Origin of the sequence: Lentzea flava, from assembly GCF_014648475.1 — a bacterium.
Lineage (GTDB): Bacteria > Actinomycetota > Actinomycetes > Mycobacteriales > Pseudonocardiaceae > Lentzea > Lentzea flava.
Map to the genome: position 1 here is coordinate 214,222 of NZ_BMRE01000005.1, position 24,054 is coordinate 238,275.

Below are 24,054 nucleotides of genomic sequence, written 5' to 3' on the forward strand. Positions count from 1 at the left end.
TCAGGCCCCCAGCCGGAAGTCGGCGACGCGGATCGGCGACGGCGTCGTGCCGGTGGAGGCCTGCTGGTACTGCACCGACAGCATCCCCTGCGACACCACGCGGGACGTGTCGACGTTGACCTCGCCGAACGCCTGCAGCGACGGCCGGTCGAACACGGTCGTCCAGTCCGTCCACCCGCTGGCCTTGCTCGCCGCCACGATCCTGCCGCGAGGCATCACCAGGTAGGCGTTGTCGGCGCGGTCGAACACGATCTTCGTGCGCTGGGTGTGGTTCGGCGGGATCGGCACCTCCCTCTTCGTCCACTTGCCGTCCGCACCGCGGAAGACGTGGAACGTGCGGCCGTACTGGGCACGCTGCTGCGCGTAGTTCGACACGCACTGGGTGAACCGGCCGGGGACGTAGCTGATCACCACGTGCGGGCGGCCCTCGGCGTCCACCGCCTGGCTCTCCTGGTTCATCAGGCCGTGGTTCGGGTCGAGCGGGTCGACCACCAGACCGGGTGAGGTGACGCTCACCGGCGTGCCACCCGTCGTGCCGACGACGGTTCCGGCACCGTTGCGCCACGTCCGGCCGCGGTCGTCGCTGTAGACGTAGCCGGTGTCGTGGTTGGTGAGCCCGCCGGAGTTGCACAGCACCCCGGCATTGCCCTCACGCCAGGTGAAGGCGGCGTGCAACCGTCCACTTCGGTCATACGTCAGGCCGTGCAGGTACATGTTGCGGGTGGTGGAGACGACGCCATTCGGGCCGGTGTAGGACCCGGTGGCCGACGACCAGCCGCCGAGCTTGCGCCACGTGCCGCCGGAGTACTCGGCCAGCTCGTTCACGCCGTTGCCGGACCCGCCGGTGCGGTAGCTGAACTGCAGCCTGCCCTCCGGCGTCACCACGAACTGCGGGTAGGTCATCGACCCGAGCTCGACGCCGCCGAGCGTCCGCTGCACCTCCCCGAACGCGGCGGCGTTCCACTGCTGCGCGCCGATCGCGAGGCCCGGTTGGGACCGCAGGTAGAACAACCGCGTATTGTGCGTGTCCATCGCGACGTGGATCGTGTTGTCCTGCGGGGAAATCCCCATCGAGATCACGTTGTGCGAGTCGTCGACGCTGAGCCGGTGCGGCAGCACGACGGACTCCCACCGCGTGCTGCCGATGGTGCGCCGCGCGACCACGACGTTGCGGCTCGCCGTGTACCAGGTGGCGTACTGACGGCCCTGGTAGGTCAGGATCGCGTCCTGCTGGAACGAGTTGTTGTTCACCACCCCGTCGTAGGAGACGAAGTACAGCGCCGAAGTGTCCAGCAGCGTGTCGCCGACGAGGCTCACCACCGGTGCCGCCGCGGGCGCCGCGGATCCGGGTGCCGCGAGCGAGGCCAGCAACACCGCGGCCGCCAGCACTACCGGCGCCGTCCTGCGTTTCATCTTCCACATCCTCTTCGTCGAGGGAGTCAGCGAACTTCCAGACGGCCGTTGAAGGCGACGCCAGAGCAGGGGAACCAGAAGTCGCCGGCGTGCGCGGGACACGTTGCCGTGCCGCCAGTTGATCGTGGTGCGGGCCTGCTGATCGGCAGCGTGATGTCGAACAAAATCGAACGCAAGAGACTCACCGTTCGATAACAGCAGCCGATCTGTGAAGGCCGTGGACCTCGCGGCCCCTTGTCGCGTCCGACGTCGAACTGTTCACTTGTGTTCATTTCTGTCTGAACATGGAGGTTCAGCGTGCGGCGCGCGATTGTTCTTGCGACAGTCATGTTGGTTGCGGCGGGTTCGATGACACCGATCGCCGCCGCCGTGGATCCCCCACCTGACGTGCACACCTATCTCGAAGATCCGCGCAGGATCGCCGAGGGACAGGAACCGCACCACGCGCTGCTGCTCCCGCAGGCCGACATCGCCTCCGCCGTGCGCGGGGACGAGCGCACGCCGTTCACGCAGTCGCTCGACGGCAAGTGGCGCATCGCCATGGCGGACAAGCCCGCCGACGTTCCCGCGCGGTTCTACGCCGACGACTACGACACGTCCGGCTGGCGCACAGTGACCGTGCCGCACACGTGGCAGACCGACGGCCTCGACCACCCGATCTTCCGCAACATCGCCACCGAGGTCCAGCCGGACGACCCGCCCCGAGTTCCCCGTGACATCAACCCGACCGGCGCGTACGTCCGCGAGTTCGACGTGCCCGCCGACTGGACCAAGCGCGAGACGTTCCTGCGGTTCGAGGGCGTGACCTCGGGCTACTTCGTGTGGGTCAACGGGAAGTACGTCGGCTACGACCAGGGCGGCTACACCCCGGCCGAGTTCGACATCTCCCCCGCGCTGCGACCCGGCCGCAACAAGATCGCCGTCCAGGTGCACCGCTGGAGCGCCGGTTCCTACCTCGAGGACTACGACCAGTGGCGGTACTCGGGCATCTTCCGCTCGGTGACGCTGTACTCGACGCCCGCGACGTTCATTCAGGACGTCACGCTCAGGACCGACCTCGACGCCACCTACACCGACGCGACGCTCACCGCGGACGTCGAACTGGGCCACAAGCCCGGTGGCACCACCGGAAAGCACCGCGTCACGGCCGGCCTGCGCGACTCTCGCGGAGCCGAAGTCGCTTCGGCGAGCCAGGAAACCGACGGCAGCACCGCACGGCTGACGATGCCCGTGCGCAACCCCGCCAAGTGGACCGACGAGACGCCGAACGTCTACACCGTCGTGCTCACGCTGACCGCGCCCGACGGCAAGGTCACCCACATCACCAGTGACACCACCGGTTTCCGCAAGATCGAGATCCGCGACCGCACGTTGCTGGTCAACGGCAAGCGCGTGCTGTTCAAGGGCGTCAACCGCGCGGAGACGGACCCCGACCACGGCCGGCACGTGCCGAGGAAGGCGCAGGAACGCGACGTCGCGCTGATGGAGCAGCTCAACGTCAACGCCGTCCGCACCTCGCACTACCCGAGCGACCCGTACTTCTACGACCTCGCCGACCGGCACGGCCTCTGGATCGACGACGAGGTCGACATCGAGACGCACAACCACGAGAACTGCTCGCGGTGGTGCCAGGCCAACCAGCCGGAGTGGCGCGACACGTTCATGGACCGCATGATCGCCATGGTCGAGCGCGACAAGAACCACCCGAGCGTCTTCCTGTGGGACACCGGCAACGAGGCCGGACTCGGCGCGCACCACTACGAGATGGCGAAGTGGGTCAAGGCCGCCGACCCGTCCCGGCCGGTCTACCACCAGTCCAACAACCCCGACGGTGACGCGCCGTTCGCCGACGTCTGGGGCCCGCGCTACCCGTCACCGGAGAGGTTCGCGGAGCAGGCGAAGAGCACGACCAAGCCGCTGATCTTCGGCGAGTACGCGCACGCCATGGGCAACAGCCTCGGCAACTTCCGCGAGTTCTGGGAGATCATCAGGGCCAACCCGCAGACGCAGGGCGGGTTCATCTGGGACTGGGCCGAGCAGAACATCAGGCAGAAGACCCTGATCACGCCCGACACGTCCGGCAACGACATCACCGCGCTGCTGTCCGGCGCGCCGAAGCTCGTCGACGGTCACCGCGGCAAGGCGCTGTCGTTGTCGGGGCTCGACGACTTCGTCGAGGTCTACCGCGACCGCAAGCTCGACATCACCGGCACCGCGCTGACGCTCGACGCGTGGGTCAAGCCGGGCAGGTGGACCGGGCAGTTCCCGATCATCGCCAAGGGCGACCACCAGTGGACGCTCAAGATGAAGAACGAGACCACGCTCGAGTTCTTCATCCACAGCGGCACCTGGCGCGCGGTGCAGGCGAAGGTGCCGGCCGACTTCTACGGCAAGTGGCACCGGGTCAGCGGTACGTACGACGGTGCCGCGCTGCGGCTGTACATCGACGGCGCCGAGGTCGGGAACCTGCCGTTCACCGGCGCGATCGACTACTCGGCGGCGGACGTGAACATCGGCCGCGACTTCGAGATGTCGTGGAACGACCCGTCCACCGTCACCCGGCTCGCCGCCGGTGACGTCGACGACGTGCGGATCTACGACCGGGCGCTGTCCGCGGCCGAGCTGAACGCTTCCGCGCCCGTCGGTGGAGCCGTGCTGGCGCTCGACTTCGACCGCGTCCAGGAGAAGGGCACGCACTTCGCGTACGGGTCGACGCTGTCCGGTGTGGACGGTCTGATCAACACCGACCGCACGCCCCAGCCCGAGACCCTGCAGATGGCGTGGGCACACCAGCCGATCCGGTACGCCTACTCCGGCGGAGTGCTGTCGGTGACCAACGAACGCCAGTTCACCGGCACCGACGACCTCACCCTGCGCTGGCGGGTCACCGAGGGCTCGCGGACGGTCAAGAGCGGCGAACAGCCGTTGCGGGTGGCCGCCGCCTCGACCGCGCAGATCTCGCTGCCGGTGCCGGTCAACGACGCCGACCGCGAGCGGTTCCTCACCGTCGAAGCGGTGACGTCCGGGCACGTGCTGGCGCACGACCAGTTCTCGCTGGGCGGCAGCCGGATCCCCGGCCTGGACAGGGCGCCGCTCGACTGGGCCCTCGTGTTCACCCAGGAGGACGCGAACAAGGTCACGGCCACCGCGGCCGGTGCGGCGTACACGGTCGACAAGAAGACCGGCACGCTGACGTCGATCAAGTCGTGGGGCCGGGAGCTGCTCACCAGCGGGCCGAAGCTCGACGCGTGGCGGGCGCCAATCAGCAACGAGACCTACACGTGGGGTCGCGCGGAGGGCGAGGACTGGCGCAAGGCGGGCCTCGACCGGCTGGAGACCACCGTCACCGGTGTCCGGGTGGAGAAGGACGGCGTCAAGGCCACGCGGATCGTCGTGGACAGCAGGGTCGCCGCGCCCGGTGTGAGCGGGGCGTGGTTCGACCAGACGATGGTCTACACGGTCGACACGTCCGGTGTGCTGCGGCTCGGGCACCGCGTGACGCCGCAGGGCGGCATGCGGACGTTGCCGTACCTGCCGCGGATCGGGGTCCAGCTGTCCGTGCCGGACCGCTATTCGACGTTCTCCTGGTACGGCCGGAAGGCGGAGAGCTACGTCGACCGCAAGGACGGCACACCGATCGGCGTGCACACCACGTCCGTGGCCGACCAGTACGTCGAATACCACCGTCCGCAGGACCACGGCAACCACACCGACACCAGGTGGGCGCTGCTCACCGACGGCCGCACGTCCGGGCTGCTGGTGTCGGGTGCGCGCGAGGTCAGCGTGACGCAGTACGACGACATCGAGCGGGCCGCGTACCCGTTCATGTTGCAGCGCAACAAGGGCTACTTCACGCTGCACGCGGACCACGCCGTGACCGGTGTCGGCGACACGCCGAACCCGGTGCGGCAGCGCAGCCAGGTGCGCCCGGACAGCACCTACGAGTACACGATCACCCTGCGGCCGCTGACGTCGCAGGAGGCCTGGTCGGGCCGGCCGGCGGGAGCCTGACCGGGGCTGGCACCAGGTGGCCCCGGTCCCGGCCGGGGCCACCGCTCACGCCCGTGTCCGTCCGATGTAGACGTTGCGGGCCCGGTAGACCGTCTCCGCGGCCGGGCCCGGGCTGCCGGACGAGCCCTCCATCTGCAGGTTGATGATCACCCACAGGGGCTTGCCCGCGAAGTTCTTCCCGGTGTGCTTGGCGATCCACTTGCCGTCGAGGTAGTAGTGGATGTCGACGTCGGTGCTGTTGACCTTGGTGATCCACGCCCGGTAGGTGTGCCACGAGCCGGGTGAGGACACGCCGACGCTCGAGCTGGACACGTCGCTCGACGTCCGGAAGGTGTTGGACCAGTTCCGGTTGTCCCCCTTGAACTCCAGGATGTCGCTCTCGGGCGGCCAGCTGTTGGCCCCGGTGAGCCAGAACGCGGGCCAGGTGCCGCGTGCGGACGGCGCCTGGAAGTCGCCCTTCACCTCCCAGTTGGGGAACTGGTCGTTGACGACGACGTGCTCCTTGGCGTGGACGGCGCCGGAGTGGTAGCGGATCGGCAGGTGCGGGGAGGCCCCGCTGTTGCCCTTGTCCCACGAGATCCGCGTCGCCTTCAGCGTGAGCACACCGCCGCGTGCGCGGGCGTCGTGAGGCCGGTCAGGAGAACGAACGCGAAAGTGCTTGCTGCGATTCTCATCTTTAACTGCGCAGTAAAAAGTTGCTGCCGTGTAACAGGTTCGTCGATTCGACAGCCAGTTCGATTCGACATGAACGATGTGAGGGTGTGTCTCGTTCAGAACGGGTGACCGCGCAACGCTGTAGAAAGGGCATCCTGCAGTGAAAGCCGAGTTCCACGATTCCGCTCTGCGCGACCTCTCGCCGCTGGACCGCGCGTTGTTCCAGGCGTTCGGCGCCGGACCGATCCGGGTCCCGCCGTTCCACCACGTCCACCACGCGGTCGAGAAACAGGCCGCGCGACACCCGGACCTGACCGCCGTGGAGCACCTCGGCGAGTCCATCACCTACGCCGAGCTGAACCGCAGGGCGGAGCTGCTGGCCGAGTTCCTGACCCGCGCTGGGGTGCGGCCGGGCGAGTGCGTCGGGCTGTTCCTCACCCGGTCGATCTCCATGGTCGTCGGCATTCTCGGCATCCTCAAAGCGGGTGCGGCCTACGTGCCGCAGGACGTCCGCATCGCCCCGGAAGTCCACTTGCGACACATCGTCCGGACAGCGCGGATCAACTTCGTGCTCACGACCAGCGAGCACCGGTCCAAGTTGCCGGACAGCCTCGGCACGGTCATCGCGATCGACGAGGTGCCCGACGCCAGCGACTTCCGCCGCACGCCCACCGGGAACGCGAAGATCGCGGCCGTCATCTTCACCTCCGGTACCACCGGGCGGCCGAACGGCGTGCAGGTCACGCACGCCAACCTGTGCAACGTCCTGCTCACCGCGCCGGGATGCCTCGGCGTCACACCGGGAACCAGGGTGTCGCAGCTGCTGAACATCGCGTTCGACATGGCGATGTGGGAGATCCTCGGCACGCTCGCCCACGGTGGCACGCTCGTCGTCCGCGGCAGCGACATCGAGCAGACCGCGAGCACCGTGGACGTCGTGATCGCCACGCCCAGCGTGCTGGCCTCGCTGGATCCCGCAGCGTGTAGCCGGGTTCGCACGGTCGCCGTCGCCGGCGAACGGTGTCCGCAGGCGCTGGCCGACACCTGGGCGCGCCAGGCCGTCTTCCACAACTCGTGCGGACCCACCGAGGTCACCATCGTCAACACGGTGCAGCGCTACGAACCCGGCGGTCCGCTGACCATCGGCAAGCCCGTGCCGAACACGACCGTGTACGTGCTCGACGAGAACCTGCGGCCGTGCCCGATCGGCGAGGTCGGCGAGATGTGGGCGGGCGGCGAGTGCGTCACCGCGGGCTACCTGGGTGATCCTTCGCTGACGGCGGAACGGTATCGGCCCGATCCGTTCCTGGGTGGCGATCACCTGATGTTCCGCACCCGCGACCTCGGCCGGTGGACGCGCGACGGTCAGCTGGAGCACCACGGCCGCACCGACGACCAGGTGAAGGTGCGCGGGTTTCGGGTGGAGCTCGACGCCGTGACGTCCGCGCTGGAGCGCGCGGCCGACTGCAGCCGGGCCACGACACTGCTGCACAACGGGACGCTCGTCGGGTTCATCAGCCCGGCCAGCGCGATGCCGGAACAGGCGCGCAGGGCCGTGGAAGAGCATCTGCCCTACTACTGCGTGCCCACGTTGATCGTGCCGGTCGACACGCTGCCGACCACCGAGCGCGGCAAGGTGGACCGCAGGGCGCTTCTGTCGCGTTTGGACGGACAGAAGGAAACGGTGGCATGACCTCGGTTCACGCCATCGCGCTCCCGCCGGCCGACCGCTCGCTGCGCACGATCCTGCGCCGCCGTCCGTTCACCCACCACAACCGGCTCCTGGTCGCCGTCGTGCTGGTCAACCTCTGCTTCCTCGGCTGGGCGGGTGACTCGGACCGGGTGACCGCGCTGGTCGTCGCCAACCTCACGGTGGCCGCCCTGATCCGGCAGCAGCTCGTGATCAACCTGCTCTTCAGGCTCGCCACCAGCGCGCCGAAGCACTGGCCGCTGAAGATCCGCTGGACGCTCGGCAAGGTCTACCACTTCGGCGGGATCCACGTCGGTGCCGCGATCTGCGCCACCGCCTGGTTCCTCGTCCTCGCCGCCACCACCTCGGGACCACCGTTCGTCCTGGCGCTGACGTGGACGATCATGGCCCTGCTCGGCGCGCTGGTCGTGCTCGCGCTCCCCCGCCTGCGGGCGAAGCACCACGACCTGTTCGAACGCTCCCACCGGTTCGGCGGGTGGACGGTGCTCGTGCTGTTCGGCGTGCTGGCGGCGGTGTCGAACCCCGTCTTCCTCTGGCCCCTCGCCCTCGTGGTGGCCAGTGTGGCGTTGCCGTGGCTGCGGCTGCGACGGGTTCCCGTGCACATCGTCAGCCCCTCACCGCACGTCGCGCTGGTGTCGTTCGACCACGGCGTCACGCCGTTCGCTGGCTCGTCGACGACGGTGAGCCGCAACCCGTTGCTGGAGTGGCACTCCTTCGCCAACGTCCCCGCACCGGGCCGCAGCGGCTTCCGGCTCACGATCTCCCGCGCCGGCGACTGGACGGCGAAGTTCATCGCGGACCAGCCGAGCCACGTGTGGGTCAAGGGCATCCCGACGGCGGGCGTCGGCAACATCGACAAGCTGTTCACCAGGGTCGTGTGGGTCGCGACCGGCAGCGGCATCGGCCCCTGTCTGCCCCACCTGCTCGCCGGCGACACCCCGTCGGTGCTGGTGTGGTCGACCCGCAGCCCGCGCCGCACCTACGGCGACGCGCTGGTCGACGAGATCCTCGGCGTGCAGCCCGACGCCGTCGTCTGGGACACCGACACCAGCGGCAAACCCGACCTGGTCGCGCTCGCCTACGACGCCTGCAGGCGTTTCGACGCGGAGGCGGTCATCTGCATCTCCAACAAACCCACCACCTGGCACGTCGTCGAGGAGCTGGAGGCCAGGGGGATCCCCGCCTACGGCGCCATCTGGGACTCGTGAGGAGACCACTGTGGACTATCAGACACTCGTGCTCGACGAGCTCGACGGCGTCCTCACCGTGACGGTGAACCGCCCGGCGGCGCGCAACGCGTTGTCCGAGCAGACGCTCACCGAGCTGCGCGACCTCTTCACCGGCCTCACCGGTCCGCGCGCGGTTCTGCTCACGGGATCGGAAGGGCCCGCGTTCATCGCCGGGGCGGACATCCGCGAGATGGCGACGATGACACCGGAGCAGGGCGAGACGTTCGGCGCGCTGGGCCAGGAGGTGACCCGGCGCATCGAACAGCTCCCGGTCCCCGTGATCGCGTGCGTCGACGGGTACGCGCTCGGCGGCGGCTGCGAGATGGCGATGGCGTGCGACTTCATCTACGCCACCCGCAAAGCCGTCTTCGGCCAGCCGGAGGTGCTGCTGGGTCTCATCCCCGGCTTCGGCGGCTGCGTCCGCCTGTTCCGCCGGGTCGGCGTCGCCAAGGCGCGCGAGCTGATCTACTCGGGCCGTCGCGTCGACGCCGTCGACGCACATCGCCTCGGGCTCGTGAACGAGGTCTTCGACAGCCGCGAGGAGATGTTCGCCGCCGCCCGGCGCGTGCTCACCGACATCGCCGCCAACTCCCCCGCTGCGGTCTCCGCCTGCAAGTCGGTGATCAACACCGTGGACGGCCTCGGCGTCGCCGAGGGCCTGCGAGCAGAGCTCGAAGCGTTTCGCCTGGCCTTCACCACCGACGACATGCGCGAGGGCACAGCGGCGTTCCTCGCCAAGCGCACGCCCCGGTTCCGGACCTAGGAGTGCGCCATCAACGACGACCACAGCACCCTGCTCCGCGCCCTGCACGACGGCCACGCCGAAGCGCTCTGGCGCTACGCCCTCCGCCTCACCGGCGACGAGCAACTGGCGCAGGACGTCGTCCAGGAGGCGTTGCTGCGGGCCTGGCGCAACCCGGACATCCTCGACCAGGGCACCGCGGCCTCCAAGGCGTGGCTCTACGCCGTGGCGCGCAACTACGCCATCGACGAGTGCCGCAGCGCCCGCGCCCGCTGGGAGGTCGGCTCGGCCCGCCCTCCTGACCGCCCGCGCTCCGACCACACCGACAAGACGCTGGACGCCTGGCTCATCGCCGACGCCCTGTCCCAGCTCAAACCCGAGCACAGGGTGGTGATCGTGCGGGCGTACTACCGCGGCGAGTCGATCGCCGAGCTGGCCGAAGCGCTGGAGGTGCCACCGGGAACGGTGAAGTCCCGCCTGCACTACGGCCTGCGCGCGCTGCGGCTCGCGCTGGAGGAGAACGGGGTGACCGGGCGGTGACGTGCCCGTTCCACGAGTGGGACGTGGCCTACGTGCTGGGGTCCCTGTCCCCCGGCGATCGCAAGGCCTACGAACGCCACCTCGTCCTGTGCCCTCCCTGCGAACACCAGGTGGGCGGGCTCGCGGGCACGGCGGGGCTGTTGTCCCGCGTGCCCGCCGAGTGGGCGGTGGAGTCGCTCACCGCCGCGCCGGAGGTCCCCGCGACGGTCCTGCCGCGGCTGGTGCGGACGGTCAAGCGACGCACCCTGGTGTACTCGGCGACCGCCGTGCTGGTCGCCGCCGTGATCGGCGCGGTGCTCTCGTTCCTGTTGTGTCCGTGAGCGTCGCGCAGAAAGGGCCCGAGCCGACGGCTCGGGCCCTTCCCGGCTCTCTCCTGAAAAGAGCCAGGTTCTCAGTCGTGCGGCGACTTCCCCTCGGCGGGATCGTGCACGTCGAGGCGGCCGCACATGCCGAACCGCTGCGGTCCCTCCGCGCGCATCACGTGGATGTCGGCCTCCGCGAGGTGGCCGATGTCGCCGCCCCGCAGCAGGTCCAGGTGCTCACCGGTGCGTTCGGCCGAGGCCAGCGCGCCGGAGCGCCACCGCTTCTCCCAGTCGTCCAGGACGCCCTGCTTCAGCCGCACGGCGGAGCGGTAGAAGTCGTCCAGCGCGGCGTGATCACCGTCGGCGACCCGGTGCTTCAGGTCGAGGAACCCTTCGAGGGCCAGATCGCGGCGCCGCCGGACGGACTCCTCGTCGCCTGCCCCGGCGTGCTCGGCGTAGCGCGACGCGTCGGCCAGGACCTCGGCCGGGAACGTGAACACCGCGTCTCCTGCCTCCGGCAGGCCGCTGTTCTGCATCACGACGAGGATCCGCAGCTCCTCGTCGTTGACCAGGCGGTGGATCGTGCCGGGCGTGAACCACGCGACGGTGCCCTCGCGCAGCGGTGTCTCGGCGAACCCGCGGTGGGTCAGCGTCTGCACGCTGCCCCGCCCGCCGATCACGTAGTAGCACTCCGCGCAGGTGAGGTGGACGTGCGGCGAGCCTCCGCACACGCCGTCCACCGTCGGCCAGTCGTACACCCGCAGGCCGGAGATGCCGATCCCGCCGGGAAACGGCGTCACCACGGGTGTGCCTCCACATAGGACTCCAGACGCTCGCGGTCCCACTCGCCGGAGGCGACCACGAGCCGGTAGCGCAGCGTCAGCGACTCGCCGGACGCGACCTCGACGGTGTCGAAGAAGGCGAACGACGGGTTGACCGCGGCGAACGGCGTGCTGCGCACGAACCAGTGCGTGTTCTTGTTGTCGGGGTGGTCGAGGAACAGCAGCGTCGACGCCCTGTCCACCTCGTCGTGCTGGCCGACGAACGCGAGCCACCTGGCGGCCTTGCCCATCATCTCCTGGCCGGAGCCGCCGTCGGCCGCGATGACGGTGCCGTCGGTGAACGAGCGCGGGCCGCGCCAGAAGAACCCGGTGTAACCCGCGAGCTCGCGGCCGTTGGTCGTCGGGCTGCCGAAGACCAGCGGCTCCTTGCGCAGGTTCGTCAGCGTGGTGGCGAACTCCAGCGTCCACGCGTCGTCCTCGACGTCGCGCACGGTGAACGAGCGCCGCTCGTCGACCCAGTGCTGTCCGGCCTCGGTGAACCAGGACAACAGCTCGTCGATCCGCAGGTCGTCCTCGGCGATCGTGAACTCCTCGTGCCGCATGGTGCCGACGTTCGGCAGCGCCACGTAGCCCTGGTCGCGCACGTACGTGACGCCACCCCAGAAGTTCTCGCCCGACACGTCGGTCGCAGTCATCTGGACGCCCTTGTGCCAGCGGTGGTCGTGCGGCCGGAACGCCGTCACCACGTCGCCGGCCAGCGTCCGCACCGGGTGCAGGTAGGGCTTCGGGCCCTCGAACGCCGGCGTGGACGGCCGGTGGACGTAGGTGAAGAGCTCGACGTCGCCCACCGACACGACGAGCACCTCGTCGTCCTGCCGAGTGATCACCGGGCGTTCGCCCATGGGGCACCGATTCCTTCCATCGTCGCGTAGAACGGGCTGTCCGGGCCGATCTGGCCCGCCTTCACCACGGTGCCGGTGAACGCCGAGGCGTACAACGCCGCGATGAACTCCATGGTGGTCCTCGTGTCCGCCAGCGTCACCGGTGGCGTCTCATCACTGTCCAGTGCGTCGAGGAACGCCGCCAGCTGACAGCCGTGGCTACTCACGACCGTGGACTGCTCCTCGTTCCACCGTGCCACCACGTCGTCGTGGCCCGGTGCGGAAGTGACGGTCCAGTGAGCGTCGGTGTAGCCGTAGAGGTGCTCGACCTCGACCGTGGCGTTCTCGAAGTCGAACCTCAGCTGCGAGGTCTCCCGCGGCGACAGCACCGAGTTGATCACAGAGGCGACCGTGCCGTCGGCGAAGGTCACCAGCGCCATGGAGAGGTCCTCGGTCTGCACGGCCCGCGACTGCCGGGCCGCGACGGCGCGGATCTCCTGCCACGGGCCGAGGACGGACAGCATCAGGTCGAACTGGTGGATGCCGTGGCCCATGGTCGGCCCGCCGCCCTCGCTCTCCCACGTACCGCGCCACGGCACGTCGAAGTAGGCACCGTCGCGGTACCAGAGGGTGTCGCTCTTGGCCACCAGCGACCGGCCGAGAACGCCGTCGGCGATCAGGCGCCGCAACCGGTGGGCGGCGGGGCCGAAGCGGTGCTGGAACACCGTGGCGACCCGCCCGGTCGAGCCGCGTTCGGCCGCGATCAGCGTGTCGATCTCGCTCAACGACACCGCGGGAGGCTTCTCCACGAGCACGTTCACGTTGGCGGCGAGGCACTCGAGCGCCAGCGGCGTGTGGGAGCGAGGCGGCGTGCACACGTGCACCACGTCCAGCTCCTCCACGTCGAGCAGCGTCGCGAGCCCGGGGTGCACGCGCGGCACGTTCCACTCCTGGGCGAACGCGGTCGCGCGCTGCTCGTCCACGTCCACCACGGCGACCAGCTCGACGCGATCGCCCGCCGCCCGCAGCGCCTCGGCGTGGGAGGTGGCGATGGCCCCCGTGCCGACGATGGCCGCGCGCCTCACTTCGCCGCGTCCACTTCGGACTGGACTTCCCTGATGAACGACGCTGCCGCCGCCTCGGGAGTGGTCCGGCCGAACAACACGTCCTCGGTGTGCCGCTTGAGGATCGCGTCGAGGGTGCTGGCGCCGTTCGGGGTGATCCTGGGCGGGTCGCTGACGGGCACGGTGTCGAGGTACTCCTTCGCCGCCTTGTCGGTTTCCTTGAGCTGACCGGCGATCGCCTCGCGGATCTTCAGGTTCGCGGGCACACCGCGTTCGGTCAGCAGGATCTTGGCCGCTTCCTCGTCGTTGGCGAGGAAGCTCACGAACGCCGCCGCCTCCGCGGGGTGCTTGGACCGCGACGACACCGACCAGAACATCGACGGCTTGTAGTAGGCGCCCGGCCTGCCCTGCGACTCACCCGGCAGCCGCAGCAGCTTCAGCTTCGCGCCGCTGGCCGCGGTCAGCGCGGTGAGCTGGGTGTTCCACCAGAACCCGAACACCGCGGTGTTGGTGGCGGTCGCGGACTGGTTGAGCCCGGCGGAGGCCTTCTCGACGGTCACCGACGGCGGCGGCGCGATCCCGGCCTTGGCGAGGTCGGCGATGTAGGTCCAGTACTGCGTCGCGATCTCGGGCGGCAGCACGACCTTGCCGTCCTTGTCGAACAGCGCCTTGCCCTGCTGCCGCGCCCGGATGCTCAGCCCCGCCGTGTCGTTGATGCCCGGCGACTGCACGCCGAACACCTGGCCGCCGCCGGCCTTCGACACCTGCTCGCCGATGGCCTTCAGGTCGTCCCACGACCACTTCGTGTCGTCGGGCAGCGGGATGTTGTACTTCGCGAGCAGATCCGTGTTGACCATGATCGAGTACATGCCGAGACCGACCGGCAGCCCGTACTGCTTGCCGTCGATCGCGCCGGTCGCGAGCGCCTTCTGGTCGAAGTTCGTGGTGTCGAGGTGCTTCTTGGCCTCGTTGAGGTCCAGCAACGCGCCGCGCTCGGCGTAGGAGGCGATGTACAGCTCGTCCATCTGCATGATGTCCGGCGCGTCGTTGGCCGCCATGGTGGTGGCGAGGCTGTCCCAGTAGCCGTTCCACTCCTTGAACTCACCCTTGATGGTGATGTTCGGGTGCTTCTTCTGGAACATCTCGATGACCTGCTGGGTCCGCTTGTGCCGGTCGTCCGCGCCCCACCAGGTGAAGCGCAGCGTCACCTTCTCCGTCGTCAGGTCTCCCCCGGCGTCGGAACCGGAACCGCAGGCCGCGAGCAGCGACGCGGTCAGGGACAGCAGGACGGCCAACGCGGTGCGGCGGCGAACACCTCTGAACATGTCCGTTCCTTTCGGCTACTTGCCACCGGTCGTGGCGATCCCCTTGACGAGGTACCGCTGGCCGATGAGGAAGGCGAGGAAGATCGGGATGAGGGACACGACGCTCATCGCGAACTGCGAGCCCCACGAGGTCGCGACCGTCGAGTCGACGAACGTGCGCAGGGCGACGGGCACCGTGTACATGTCGGGGTCGGTCAGGTAGATGAGCTGGCCGAAGAAGTCGTTCCAGGTCCAGATGAACGTGAAGATCGTGGTGGTGGCGAGCGCGGGCGTCATCAGCGGCAGGATGATCCGCAGGAAGATCCGCGGGTGGCCGCAGCCGTCGATGCGCGCGGCCTCGTCCAGCTCGCGCGGCAGGCCGCGGATGAACTGCACCATCAGGAACACGAAGAACGCGTCGGTGGCGAGGATCTTCGGCACGATCAGCGGCAGGAACGTGTTCACCCAGCCGATCTGGGAGAACAGCACGTACTGCGGCACGATGATCACGTGGATGGGCAGCATGATCGTGCCGAGCATGATGCCGAACCACCACCGCTTGCCGCTGAAGTGCAGCCGGGCGAACGCGTAGGCCGCCATCGAGCACGACACCAGGTTGCCGATGATGCAGCCCAGCACCACGATCGCCGAGTTGACCAGGTACGTCCCGAACGACGGGGTGAGCGCGTTCCAGCCCTCCGCGTAGTTCTCGACCTTCAGGCTGTCGAGGATCAGGCCGGGACTGCGGAAGATCTCGTCGTCGGGCCGCAGCGAGCTCACGACCATCCACAGCACCGGGTACAGCATCACGATCCCGATCAGCACCAGGCCGAGGTGCTTGGCCGGCACGATCAGGCGCCGTCGCAGAGAGGTTCGAGCGGCCGGAGGCGGCACCGCCGGTGCGGGCCGCGGAGACGTCACTGGTCGGCGCACATCAGTCGTCATAGAACACCCAGTACTTCGCCGCCCAGAAGTTGATCGCGGTGAACGCCGCGATGATCAGGAGCAGGAACCACGCCAGCGCGGAGGCGTACCCCATGTCGAACCGGCTGAAGCCCTGCTGGTACAGGTAGAGCGTGTAGAACATCGTCGAGTCGGACGGCCCGCCCGTGCCGTTGGAGACGACGAACGCCTGCGTGAACGACTGGAAGGCGTGGATGATCTGCAGCACCAGGTTGAAGAACACGATCGGCGAGAGCAGCGGCAGCGTGATCCGCCAGAACTGCGACCACCTGCTCGCCCCGTCGATCGCGGCGGCCTCGTAGTACATGGCCGGGATCTGCCGCAGCCCCGCGAGAAAGATGATCATCGGCGATCCGAACGTCCAGACGTTCAGCACGATGAGCGTCGACAACGCGGTGTCCGGGTCGGAGATCCAGCCCTTGCCCTCCACGCCGAAGAACCCCAGCACCCGGTTCACCAGGCCGTCGGTGCCGAAGACCTGCGTCCACAGCACCGCGATCGCCACGCTCGACCCGAGCAGCGACGGCAGGTAGAACGCCGACCGGTAGAACGCCAGCCCCCGCAGCCCGCGGTCGAGCAGCAGCGCCACCCCCAGCGCACAGGCGAGCTGCAGCGGCACCGACACCAGCACATAGGTGAACGTGACGCCCAGCGCGTTGTGCAGCCGCTCGTCGCTGAGAATGCGGGCGAAGTTGTCGAATCCGATGAATCTCGGGGGCTGGATGAGGTTGTACTTGGTGAACCCCAGGCCGAAGGACGCGAGCACAGGCCCGATCGTGATGAAGACCAGCCCGGCGAACCAGGGCGCCAGGAACCAGAAGGCGGCTTTGTTGTCGCGCTTGCGCACCTGAACGCCGCCCCGGCGCAGCTGGCGCAGTTCGTCTAACGCGCTCATGAACTCCTGACCCCGTCGGCTGGAAAACGCTTTCCGGAGTCTGCAACGGGGCATCCTGAGCGTCAAGCAACGCAGTCGAACGGCGTCGAACGGCGTTGTCGAACGGAGATCTCCCCGTTCGACAACGGTCCTCTGTGGACTATGCCAGCACACGCACCGAAAGGCCACCGGGGCCGTAACAGCCCTGCACCCGATGCGCACCGCCCGCCACGGTGATCTGGGCGAACCTGCCGAGCAACGCGGGCGCGGCGAGCACCGGCAGCACGGCGCCGACGCGCACGTCCCCCAGCGTGAGCTCCAGTGTGCCGCCGCTGAGGAAGATCGGGCGCGCGGAGGTCAGCACCGCGCAATCGCGCCGCGCGGTCGCCGCCAGCGTGGTGCCGGAGCTCTGCCGGTAGCCCCGCACCCTCACGGCGTCCGCCAGCCGCAGCGTGCCCGCGCGGACGTGGACGTCGCCCCTGCCGAGCGCGGACGGTGACGCGGCCACCAGCGTGCCGCCCTCGACGCGGGTGTCGCCGGTGTAGGTGTTGGCACCGGCCAGCGTCAGTGTGCCGGTGCCGCGCTTGACCAGCCCGCCACGACCGCCGATCGCGTTGTGCCAGGTGTCGGCGGCGTGGAAGCCACCGCGGTTGGAGTCCATGTCGACCCGCACGTCCGCGTCGAACGCGCCGAAGCCGTCGGCCGCGGCGAAGAGGTTCAGCCGGCCCCAGTGCTCGGGACCGTCGAGCAGCGCGTGCCCGGACGGCAGCGCGGTCGTGCGCAGGACCTCGCGCCGCTGGTTCGCGGTGAGGTACGGCTGCCGGGTCTCCAGCAGCACCTCCGCGCCCTTCGGCACCGTCATCGGGATCCGCTTGCCGGTCTTCGGCAGGTTGTAGGTCAGCAGCGGGGCGACGAGCCGGGCGTTGGCCTCGCGGTCGGCGTACGGATCGGTGGCGAGGTCTGCCGAGTGCGCGTACTCGAAGAGGTCCGTGCCGGCGTGCTGGCGGAAGTACTCGTTCGCCTGCGTCCTGGCGGCGGCCTTGAGTGCGGCGTTCTGCGGGTCGGCGAGCGTGGCGGCGGCGAGCGCGGTCGCCAGGATCCGGCCGCCGATCACGTCGGCCGGCGAGTGCATGCCCGCCGTGATCCGCAGGTCGGCCAGGTCGAACGCCCTGGTCACGAGCTCCTGGAAGCGTTCGGGGATCGCGTAGGCGAGCGCCAGGCAGGCCAGGTGCAGCGCGTTGGTGTGCCCGCTCGGGTAGCCGCCGTCCTCGGCCGGCTTCGTGCTGCGCTGCCGCAGCAGTTGCGGGGCCACCACGACGTCCGTGCGGTACACCGGGTAGCCGAACTCGTCGGTGGCCCCGGTGGGGCTCACCGTGCTGTCCGGGCTCAGCCGCCACGGCCGCGGGTACTGGTAGGCGAACTTCGACGGGTTGCCAGAGGCGAACGGCCCGCGCACCGTGTTGACCAGGGTGACGACCTGCCCCAGCGCGGAGTCCGGCGAACCCGCGCCGAGCGCCGATCCCGCCGGGGCGTCCGGCGGCAGCTTGTCGTCCACAGTGGACGGCGGGGTGCCGTCCGGCGCCTCGGTGATGCCGGTGACGGCCTTGGCGCCCGCCCGGTACGCCTCGGCCAGCGGGCCGAGTCCGCCGATGGCGGCGTAGCTCTGGTGCTGACGGTCCACGATGAACGCTCGCTTGGCCTGATCGGCGGTGCGTGCCCTGGTGATCCGCGCGACGTGGCGGACGTTGGCGGTGAGCACGTCCCGGTTGAGCACGACTCCGTTGTCCCAGCTGCTGCCGGTGCGCCAGAAGTCGTGCATCCCGCACAGGATGCGGACCGCGGCGTTGGTCTCCGGCGTCTGGTTGGCGGGCACGTTGGTGCGATAGGAGTCGACGAACGGCGCGGCGCCCGTGGGCAGCTCGGCGGCGTTCGCTACGAGGGCCAGGTCGAGCGCCGTCGGGCCGATCAGCAGGCCGGCGGACAGCATCGCCGATCGGCGCAGCAGCGTCCTGCGGTCGAACGCGTCGGCGGTGGTCATGTTAACGCTCCCAACAGTCCTTCAGGGACACGTCTGGCGGCACGGGGAATGTCGTGCAGAATACGGAACGGAACTGGACGGTACTCGAACGTAAGGAGGTGTGAGCGTTAACAGTTCACGCTGCGGCAACGCGCAGGACCGGCTCGCCGCCCACATCGCCCGCCGGGTGACCCACCACCGCCGTGAAGAACGGGGTGCGCACCCGCACGCCGTCCGGGACCTCCTCGGCCGTCACCTCCAGCGCGACGGGTTCCGGCCCGTAGCAGAGGGCGAAGACGGCGCGTCCGTGCGGCGAGGAGACGATCGGCTCGGCCAGCACGTGGTTGGTCGCGATCACGCGACGCCAGCCCGCGTCCGGGTTGCCGTAGCCCCGCGGGTCGTCGCCGAGCCAGAACGACAGCTGCTCCTGGGTCATGCCGGCGGTGCGCGGGTTGTTGAAGTACGCGGGGCCGTCCGGCGGATTCTCCACGCGCAGACCGGCGGCCGCGCTCAGCGCGAGCCCGCCCGCGAGCAGCGTCCCGGAGGTGCTGAGAGCCCGCCACGCGTCACCGAGATCGAACGGTTCCCCGCCCGGCTCGCTCACCGTCCGGATGCGACGCTGCCGCGAGCCTTCCGCCGTCGCGTAGGGCAGGCCGGCGAGGAAGGTCAGCTCCGCGTTGACGGGCAGCGCCGCGCGGTCGAGCACCGCGACCAGGAAGAGACGCTCGCCGTCGGTGACGTACAGCTGCTGCACGGAGAGCATGACCTGCTCCCAGGTCACCACGGCCTTCGTCACCAGCTTGGCACCCAGCCCGTCCTCGGCCGCGTCGCGCACCCTGACCGGCCCGAGCGGACGGGTGAGCAGCGTCCTCCTGCCGTCGGCGTACTGCACCAGCGGCCCGATGCCGTGCTGGTGGTCCACGACGGACTCGATCACCGCGGTCCCGGCGGCGTCGATCAGGTAGGGCGTCAGCTGCCCCGTGAGCGAGACCGAGACCTGCCCGTGCCGCAGCGAGTAGCGGGTGTGCACGGGGGCCTGGGCCGGTGCACGGTACCACCGGTTGTCGTCGAGGAAGAACCACACCGTGGTGAAGGCGAAGTGCCCGCTCGGCACACCCGGTGTCGTCGCGCAGAAGTAGGCCACCCGTCGGTCACCGAGGTAGCGGCCGAGCTCGGCCTGGACGCGACCGCTGAAGAACCGCAGGCCGAGCATGCCCTCGCAGCCGCAGTGCTGTTCGCTGTAGCGGGGCCCGCCGTAGTCGAACCCGCGGGCCGACAGGCGCGTCTCGAGGTGCCGGGCGATCTCGTCGCCGTCGTCGAGGAAGCACTGCTCACCGCTCACCTGGTAGGCCCTCGCCAGGAACGTGAGCGAGATGGGCAGGTAGTTCTGGTCGTGCCCGGCGCCGTGCTCGACCGGCAGGCGCAGCTCGCGGTCGACGACGCGCTTGGCCCTGATCTCGCTGTGGTACAGGAACATCGCGTCGTCCACGATGGACTTTTCGGACAACAGGCGCCCCAGCGTCAAACCGGCCACCACGGCACCGATCGCCTGGTTCGCCGTCTGCTGGGGGTTGACCATGCTCGCCTCGGTGAGCCAGCGCCAGAAGCCGGTCGCCACCTCCGCCAGCGCGGTCCACCGGGCCTCGGTGATCACCTCGCGGCCGAACTCGAGCACGTTCACCGCGTGCAGCAACGCCCACACGGTGCTCGGCCAGTCGCCGAAGGGGTGCTCACCGGCCTCGAGCACGTACCGGGCGTACGGCAGCCCGCTGTCGCGCACGAGCAGGAACGGCTCGCCGGGGTTGTCGGTGCGGAAGATCCGTTCGGCCAGCACGAAGTCCAGGCCGCGCCGGGCCGCGTCCACCAGCTCGGGGTCGCGCCGGTCGCCCCGGTACCAGGCCAGGCACAGCAACGAGACCACGCCCAGCGCCATGTCACCGATGTCGTCGGCAGCGGCAGGATCCTCCAGGTTGCCGTCAGGGCGCTGCCGGGCGAGCACCTGGGACACGGCTCTGGCGAGCACCGTCCTCAGCTCTTCGTCGTCGTCCGGCAGGTCGTGCACGCTCGCGTGCTGGCTCGGCAGATACACCGCGGCGGCGGTCATCGGTACTCCTCGCGGGGCGCTCGCCCAAGATCGTTTGTGCTGGTGGGCGTGCGTGGCCGGAGTGCGTCACCTCTCCTTCGTCGTCGTGGGCGTCGCGGCTGGGACCCGCCTTGTTGGTTTAAACGTAAACTTGTTCACCCGGTCGGAGTCAAGACGCAAATCGCCGGAATTCCTTGGGCAACAAGGTTTACAGAAGTTGTTCTTGACAGCCGGGTGGCCGGTTCCTACAGTCCCGGAAAGCGCTTTCCAGATCCCTGGGACGGACCACTGGAACTGCGCCGTGCGTGGCATCGGCAAAGCGACCGAACGGTCCAGCGATGACGTCCCAGGAGTGGCTCACATGTCAGATGACAGCGGCGTTGCCGTGCTCGATCCGCCTGTCAGCGAGCAGGCGGCACCACCACCGCCGCGGCGCAAACGCAAGCGGCACAAGCACAACCTCGCCGGCTACGGGTTCCTCGCGCCCTGGCTGATCGGCCTGTTCGCGTTCACCCTGATCCCGATGGTGTACTCGCTGTACCTGTCGCTGACGAGGTTCAACCTGCTCACCGCTCCACAGTGGATCGGGTTCGAGAACTACACCCGGCTGTTCTCCGACGAGCGGTACCTGCAGTCCATCAAGGTCACGCTGCTGTACGTGGTGACGTCTGTACCGCTCAAGCTCGCCGCGGCACTGCTGGTCGCCGTCGCACTGAACCGCGGGCTGAGGGCGCTCGGCTTCTACCGGGCGACGTTCTACCTGCCGTCGCTGCTCGGCGCGAGCGTCGCGGTGTCGGTGATGTGGCGGCAGATCTTCTCCCGCGACGGTCTGGTCAACCAGTTCCTCGGGCTCTTCGGCGTCCAGGGCGCCGACTGGATCGGCGACCCGCGCTACGCGATGTGGACGCTCGTGCTGCTGTCCGGCTGGCAGTTCGGCACTCCGATGCTGATCTTCCTGGCCGGGCTCAAGCAGCTGCCCCAGGACCTCTACGAGGCGGCGGCCATCGACGGCGCCGGGCGGTTCACGGTGTTCTTCAAGATCACGCTGCCGCTGCTGTCCCCCATGGTCTTCTTCAACCTGGTCCTGGAGACGATCAACGCCTTTCAGACCTTCACCCCGGCGTACGTGATCTCGAACGGGCTGGGTGGTCCGATCGACTCGACGCTGCTGTACACGCTTTACCTGTACCTCAAGGGATTCGGCAGCATGCAGATGGGCTACGCCTCCGCGATGGCGTGGGTGCTCTTCGCCGTGATCGGCCTCTTCACGGCGATCTACTTCTGGTCGGCCCGCAAGTGGGTGAACTATGCAGACTAAGAAGAAGGTCCACTGGCGGGCGCACGCCGTGCTGATCGTCGTGCTCGTGGCGATGATCTACCCGATGGTCTGGCTGGTCGGCGCGTCGTTCAAGCCGGAGAACCAGATCTTCAGCACGATGAACCCGCTGCCGCTCAGCTTCACGATCGCCAACTACATCAGCGGCTGGACGGCCACGGGCACCTCGTTCACCGTCTACCTGGGCAACTCGCTGACGGTCTCGCTCTGCACGGTGGTCGCGAACGTGGCCTCCTGCTCGGTGGCGGCCTACGCGTTCGCCCGCTTGGACTTCGCGTTCCGCAGGTTCTGGTTCGGGCTGATGCTCGGCACGATGATGCTGCCGTTCCAGGCGACCCTGATCCCCCAGTACACGATCTTCTTCAACCTGAACTGGGTCAACACGTTCCTGCCGCTGGTGGTGCCGTACCTGCTGGCCTACGACGCCTTCTTCATCTTCCTGATGGTGCAGTTCATCCGCGGCATCCCGCGTGAACTGGACGAGGCGGCGGCACTGGACGGCGCCGGCCACGTCCGGGTCTTCTTCAGCGTCATCCTGCCGCTGCTGAAACCGGCGCTGCTCACCACGACGATCCTGACGTTCATCTGGACGTTCAACGACTTCCTGCGCCAGCTGGTCTACCTGTCCGACCACTCGCGCTACACCGCGCCGCTCGGCCTCAACGCGTTCGTCGACCGCGCCAGCGGGTCCAGTTACGGCGGCATGCTCGCGATGTCGGTCGTCACGCTCGTGCCCACCGTCGCCGTCTTCCTCGTCTCGCAACGCCGTCTCGTCGACGGCGTCGCCACCACCGGCATCAAGTAACGCCTTTTCGCCGCCAAGAAAGGGAAACCACATGTCCATTTCCAGGAGAGGGCTCTTCGGCCTGGCCGGTGGTCTCGCCGCCGCCTCCGTCGCCGGGTGCGGTTTCGCGCCGACCAGCAACGGTGGCGCTGCGAACAACTCGCTCACGTTCCGCTGGTGGGGCGGCGAGGCGCGCAACAAGGCGTACCAGAACGCCCTGCAGATCTTCACGCAGAAGAACGGCACGAAGGTCGACGCCCAGTACTCCGGCTACGACGGGTACTTCAACAAGCTCAACACCGAGTTCGCGGGCGGCAACCCTCCGGACCTCTTCCAGATGGACACCGCACTCGTCAGCACCTACGCGGCCAAGGGCGTGCTGACCGATCTCTCCCAGTACATCCCGAACACGATCCACCTGGACACGCTCTACCCGGCGGTGCGCGGGGCGGGCGCGGTGGGCGGCAAGACCTACGGCGTGCCTTCCGGGTCGGGCTACGCGCCGGTCCTCTACGACAAGACCCTGTTCGAGCAGGCCAAGATTCCCGTCCCCGCCGACACCTGGACGTGGGACGACTTCGGCCGCATCGCCGGTGAGATGTCGAAGGCCTTGGGACAGGGCAAGTACGGCGCGCTCGACGCGTCCAAGGACGACTCCGGCGCGCTGCAGCCGTGGCTGCGCCAGCGCGGCAAGGACCTCTACAACGACGAGGGCAAGCTCGCGTTCACCAAGGACGACCTCGCCGAGTGGTTCGCCATGTGGGACAAGCTGCGCAAGGCCGGTGCGATCTGCCCGCCCGAGATGCTCGCCAACACCGACTCCGCGGCCGGCAACCACCCGCTGATCGCGGGCAACATCGCGATGACCAACGGCTGGGGTCTCGCGCAGATGCAACCGCTGACCCAGCACACGCTCGACATCGTGCTGGTGCCGCGCGGAAGCAACGGCAAGACGGGCCAGGCGCTCAACGGCGGTGTGCTGCTGTGCATTCCGGTCAAGAGCAAGAACCCGGAGGCCGCGGCCAAGCTGATCGACCTCTTCGTCAGCGATGTCGACGCGATCAAGGCGATGGCCCTGTCGCGCGGCATCCCGCCGTCGGCCAAGGCGCTGGAGGCCTTGGCGCCGTCGCTGAGCGCGGCGGACAAGCGGGACGTCACGTACGCGCAGTACGTCGCCGACGAGGTGGCGAAGGACGGGCTGCCCAACGCTCCGACCGCGCCACCCGGCTACAACGACGCGAAGACGGCGCTCGACGCGGCGGCCAAGCAGGTCGCGTTCGGCAAGATGTCCATTCCCGACGCGGTCGCGCAGTACTTCCGCGACGCCGAGGCAGCACTTCAAGGGGCCAAGTAACACAGTGCTG

At 68.9% G+C, this 24,054-nt stretch carries 19 protein-coding genes; 9 read left to right on the forward strand and 10 right to left on the reverse strand.

What is annotated here, in order from left to right; translation table 11 throughout:
• On the reverse strand, window positions 1-1,413 hold the full coding sequence (locus IEZ09_RS10330) for a BNR repeat-containing protein (RefSeq protein ID WP_189253402.1): 1,413 nt from the start codon (window positions 1,411-1,413) through the stop codon (window positions 1-3).
• A 348-nt stretch (window positions 1,414-1,761) separates the two neighbouring features.
• Between IEZ09_RS10330 and IEZ09_RS10335 the strand changes: the two genes are divergently transcribed.
• Window positions 1,762-5,424: a glycoside hydrolase family 2 TIM barrel-domain containing protein gene (locus tag IEZ09_RS10335; protein ID WP_229812419.1), complete on the forward strand. Its 3,663-nt coding sequence runs from the start codon at window positions 1,762-1,764 to the stop codon at window positions 5,422-5,424.
• A 45-nt stretch (window positions 5,425-5,469) separates the two neighbouring features.
• Here IEZ09_RS10335 and IEZ09_RS10340 read toward each other — a convergent pair whose 3' ends face one another.
• Complete coding sequence (locus tag IEZ09_RS10340) at window positions 5,470-6,027, reverse strand: family 16 glycosylhydrolase (RefSeq protein WP_229812420.1); 558 nt, start codon at window positions 6,025-6,027, stop codon at window positions 5,470-5,472.
• A 211-nt stretch (window positions 6,028-6,238) separates the two neighbouring features.
• On the opposite strand from IEZ09_RS10340, the gene IEZ09_RS10345 reads away from it, so the two are divergent.
• From IEZ09_RS10345 to IEZ09_RS10365, 5 genes are read left to right on the forward strand one after another with little or no spacing between them, the layout of a single operon-like run.
• The gene (locus IEZ09_RS10345) at window positions 6,239-7,771 is read left to right on the forward strand and encodes an amino acid adenylation domain-containing protein (RefSeq protein ID WP_189253404.1); all 1,533 of its coding nucleotides are present in this window, start codon (window positions 6,239-6,241) and stop codon (window positions 7,769-7,771) included.
• On the forward strand, window positions 7,768-8,997 hold the full coding sequence (locus IEZ09_RS10350; RefSeq protein WP_189253405.1) for an FNR domain-containing protein: 1,230 nt from the start codon (window positions 7,768-7,770) through the stop codon (window positions 8,995-8,997). The genes IEZ09_RS10345 and IEZ09_RS10350 overlap by 4 nt, the downstream gene beginning before the upstream one ends.
• A 10-nt stretch (window positions 8,998-9,007) precedes the next feature.
• Window positions 9,008-9,781 carry an enoyl-CoA hydratase/isomerase family protein gene (locus IEZ09_RS10355; protein ID WP_189253406.1) on the forward strand — a complete coding sequence of 258 codons (774 nt, stop codon included), beginning with the start codon at window positions 9,008-9,010 and terminating at the stop codon, window positions 9,779-9,781.
• 9 nt (window positions 9,782-9,790) lie between these two features.
• Window positions 9,791-10,300: a sigma-70 family RNA polymerase sigma factor gene (locus tag IEZ09_RS10360; protein WP_189253441.1), complete on the forward strand. Its 510-nt coding sequence runs from the start codon at window positions 9,791-9,793 to the stop codon at window positions 10,298-10,300.
• The gene (locus IEZ09_RS10365) at window positions 10,297-10,620 is read left to right on the forward strand and encodes an anti-sigma factor family protein (RefSeq protein ID WP_189253407.1); all 324 of its coding nucleotides are present in this window, start codon (window positions 10,297-10,299) and stop codon (window positions 10,618-10,620) included. The genes IEZ09_RS10360 and IEZ09_RS10365 overlap by 4 nt, the downstream gene beginning before the upstream one ends.
• Window positions 10,621-10,691: 71 nt before the next feature.
• On the opposite strand, the gene IEZ09_RS10370 is transcribed toward IEZ09_RS10365, so the two are convergent.
• The 8 genes from IEZ09_RS10370 to IEZ09_RS10405 form a co-directional block, all read right to left on the reverse strand.
• A complete protein-coding gene (locus tag IEZ09_RS10370) occupies window positions 10,692-11,405 on the reverse strand; it encodes a cupin domain-containing protein (protein WP_229812421.1) in 714 nt (237 codons plus the stop codon).
• Window positions 11,399-12,286, reverse strand: a complete 888-nt coding sequence (locus IEZ09_RS10375; protein WP_189253408.1) for a DUF6807 domain-containing protein — start codon at window positions 12,284-12,286, stop codon at window positions 11,399-11,401. Before IEZ09_RS10375 ends, IEZ09_RS10370 begins: the two co-directional genes overlap by 7 nt.
• A complete protein-coding gene (locus tag IEZ09_RS10380; protein WP_189253409.1) occupies window positions 12,268-13,350 on the reverse strand; it encodes a Gfo/Idh/MocA family protein in 1,083 nt (360 codons plus the stop codon). The genes IEZ09_RS10375 and IEZ09_RS10380 overlap by 19 nt, the downstream gene beginning before the upstream one ends.
• Complete coding sequence (locus IEZ09_RS10385) at window positions 13,347-14,654, reverse strand: ABC transporter substrate-binding protein (RefSeq protein ID WP_189253410.1); 1,308 nt, start codon at window positions 14,652-14,654, stop codon at window positions 13,347-13,349. Before IEZ09_RS10385 ends, IEZ09_RS10380 begins: the two co-directional genes overlap by 4 nt.
• A gap of 15 nt (window positions 14,655-14,669) precedes the next feature.
• Complete coding sequence (locus tag IEZ09_RS10390) at window positions 14,670-15,482, reverse strand: carbohydrate ABC transporter permease (protein WP_229812422.1); 813 nt, start codon at window positions 15,480-15,482, stop codon at window positions 14,670-14,672.
• Window positions 15,483-15,567: 85 nt separating this feature from the next.
• Entirely contained in the window at window positions 15,568-16,491 is a 924-nt protein-coding gene (locus tag IEZ09_RS10395) for a carbohydrate ABC transporter permease (RefSeq protein WP_189253412.1), read from the reverse strand.
• Window positions 16,492-16,630: 139 nt separating this feature from the next.
• Entirely contained in the window at window positions 16,631-18,508 is a 1,878-nt protein-coding gene (locus IEZ09_RS10400; RefSeq protein WP_189253413.1) for a phosphatase PAP2 family protein, read from the reverse strand.
• Between the two features lie 115 nt (window positions 18,509-18,623).
• The gene (locus tag IEZ09_RS10405; protein ID WP_229812423.1) at window positions 18,624-20,591 is read right to left on the reverse strand and encodes a hypothetical protein; all 1,968 of its coding nucleotides are present in this window, start codon (window positions 20,589-20,591) and stop codon (window positions 18,624-18,626) included.
• A gap of 340 nt (window positions 20,592-20,931) precedes the next feature.
• On the opposite strand from IEZ09_RS10405, the gene IEZ09_RS10410 reads away from it, so the two are divergent.
• From IEZ09_RS10410 to IEZ09_RS10420, 3 genes are read left to right on the forward strand one after another with little or no spacing between them, the layout of a single operon-like run.
• On the forward strand, window positions 20,932-21,888 hold the full coding sequence (locus tag IEZ09_RS10410) for a carbohydrate ABC transporter permease (RefSeq protein WP_189253414.1): 957 nt from the start codon (window positions 20,932-20,934) through the stop codon (window positions 21,886-21,888).
• A complete protein-coding gene (locus tag IEZ09_RS10415) occupies window positions 21,878-22,711 on the forward strand; it encodes a carbohydrate ABC transporter permease (RefSeq protein ID WP_189253415.1) in 834 nt (277 codons plus the stop codon). The genes IEZ09_RS10410 and IEZ09_RS10415 overlap by 11 nt, the downstream gene beginning before the upstream one ends.
• A gap of 31 nt (window positions 22,712-22,742) precedes the next feature.
• Window positions 22,743-24,044, forward strand: coding sequence for an ABC transporter substrate-binding protein (locus tag IEZ09_RS10420; protein WP_189253416.1), 1,302 nt, complete (start codon window positions 22,743-22,745; stop codon window positions 24,042-24,044).
• Window positions 24,045-24,054: the final 10 nt, after the last annotated feature.

Bases quoted from the DNA above. Each gene is read 5' to 3' on its own strand.
- IEZ09_RS10395 (WP_189253412.1), bottom strand. From the start codon at position 16,491: ATGAGCGCGTTAGACGAACTGCGCCAGCTGCGCCGGGGCGGCGTTCAG.
- IEZ09_RS10375 (WP_189253408.1), bottom strand. From the start codon at position 12,286: ATGGGCGAACGCCCGGTGATCACTCGGCAGGACGACGAGGTGCTCGTC.
- IEZ09_RS10335 (WP_229812419.1), top strand. From the start codon at position 1,762: ATGACACCGATCGCCGCCGCCGTGGATCCCCCACCTGACGTGCACACC.
- IEZ09_RS10410 (WP_189253414.1), top strand. From the start codon at position 20,932: ATGTCAGATGACAGCGGCGTTGCCGTGCTCGATCCGCCTGTCAGCGAG.
- IEZ09_RS10415 (WP_189253415.1), top strand. From the start codon at position 21,878: ATGCAGACTAAGAAGAAGGTCCACTGGCGGGCGCACGCCGTGCTGATC.
- IEZ09_RS10385 (WP_189253410.1), bottom strand. From the start codon at position 14,654: ATGTTCAGAGGTGTTCGCCGCCGCACCGCGTTGGCCGTCCTGCTGTCC.
- IEZ09_RS10405 (WP_229812423.1), bottom strand. From the start codon at position 20,591: ATGACCGCCGCCGCGGTGTATCTGCCGAGCCAGCACGCGAGCGTGCAC.
- IEZ09_RS10400 (WP_189253413.1), bottom strand. From the start codon at position 18,508: ATGACCACCGCCGACGCGTTCGACCGCAGGACGCTGCTGCGCCGATCG.
- IEZ09_RS10350 (WP_189253405.1), top strand. From the start codon at position 7,768: ATGACCTCGGTTCACGCCATCGCGCTCCCGCCGGCCGACCGCTCGCTG.
- IEZ09_RS10330 (WP_189253402.1), bottom strand. From the start codon at position 1,413: ATGAAACGCAGGACGGCGCCGGTAGTGCTGGCGGCCGCGGTGTTGCTG.
- IEZ09_RS10420 (WP_189253416.1), top strand. From the start codon at position 22,743: ATGTCCATTTCCAGGAGAGGGCTCTTCGGCCTGGCCGGTGGTCTCGCC.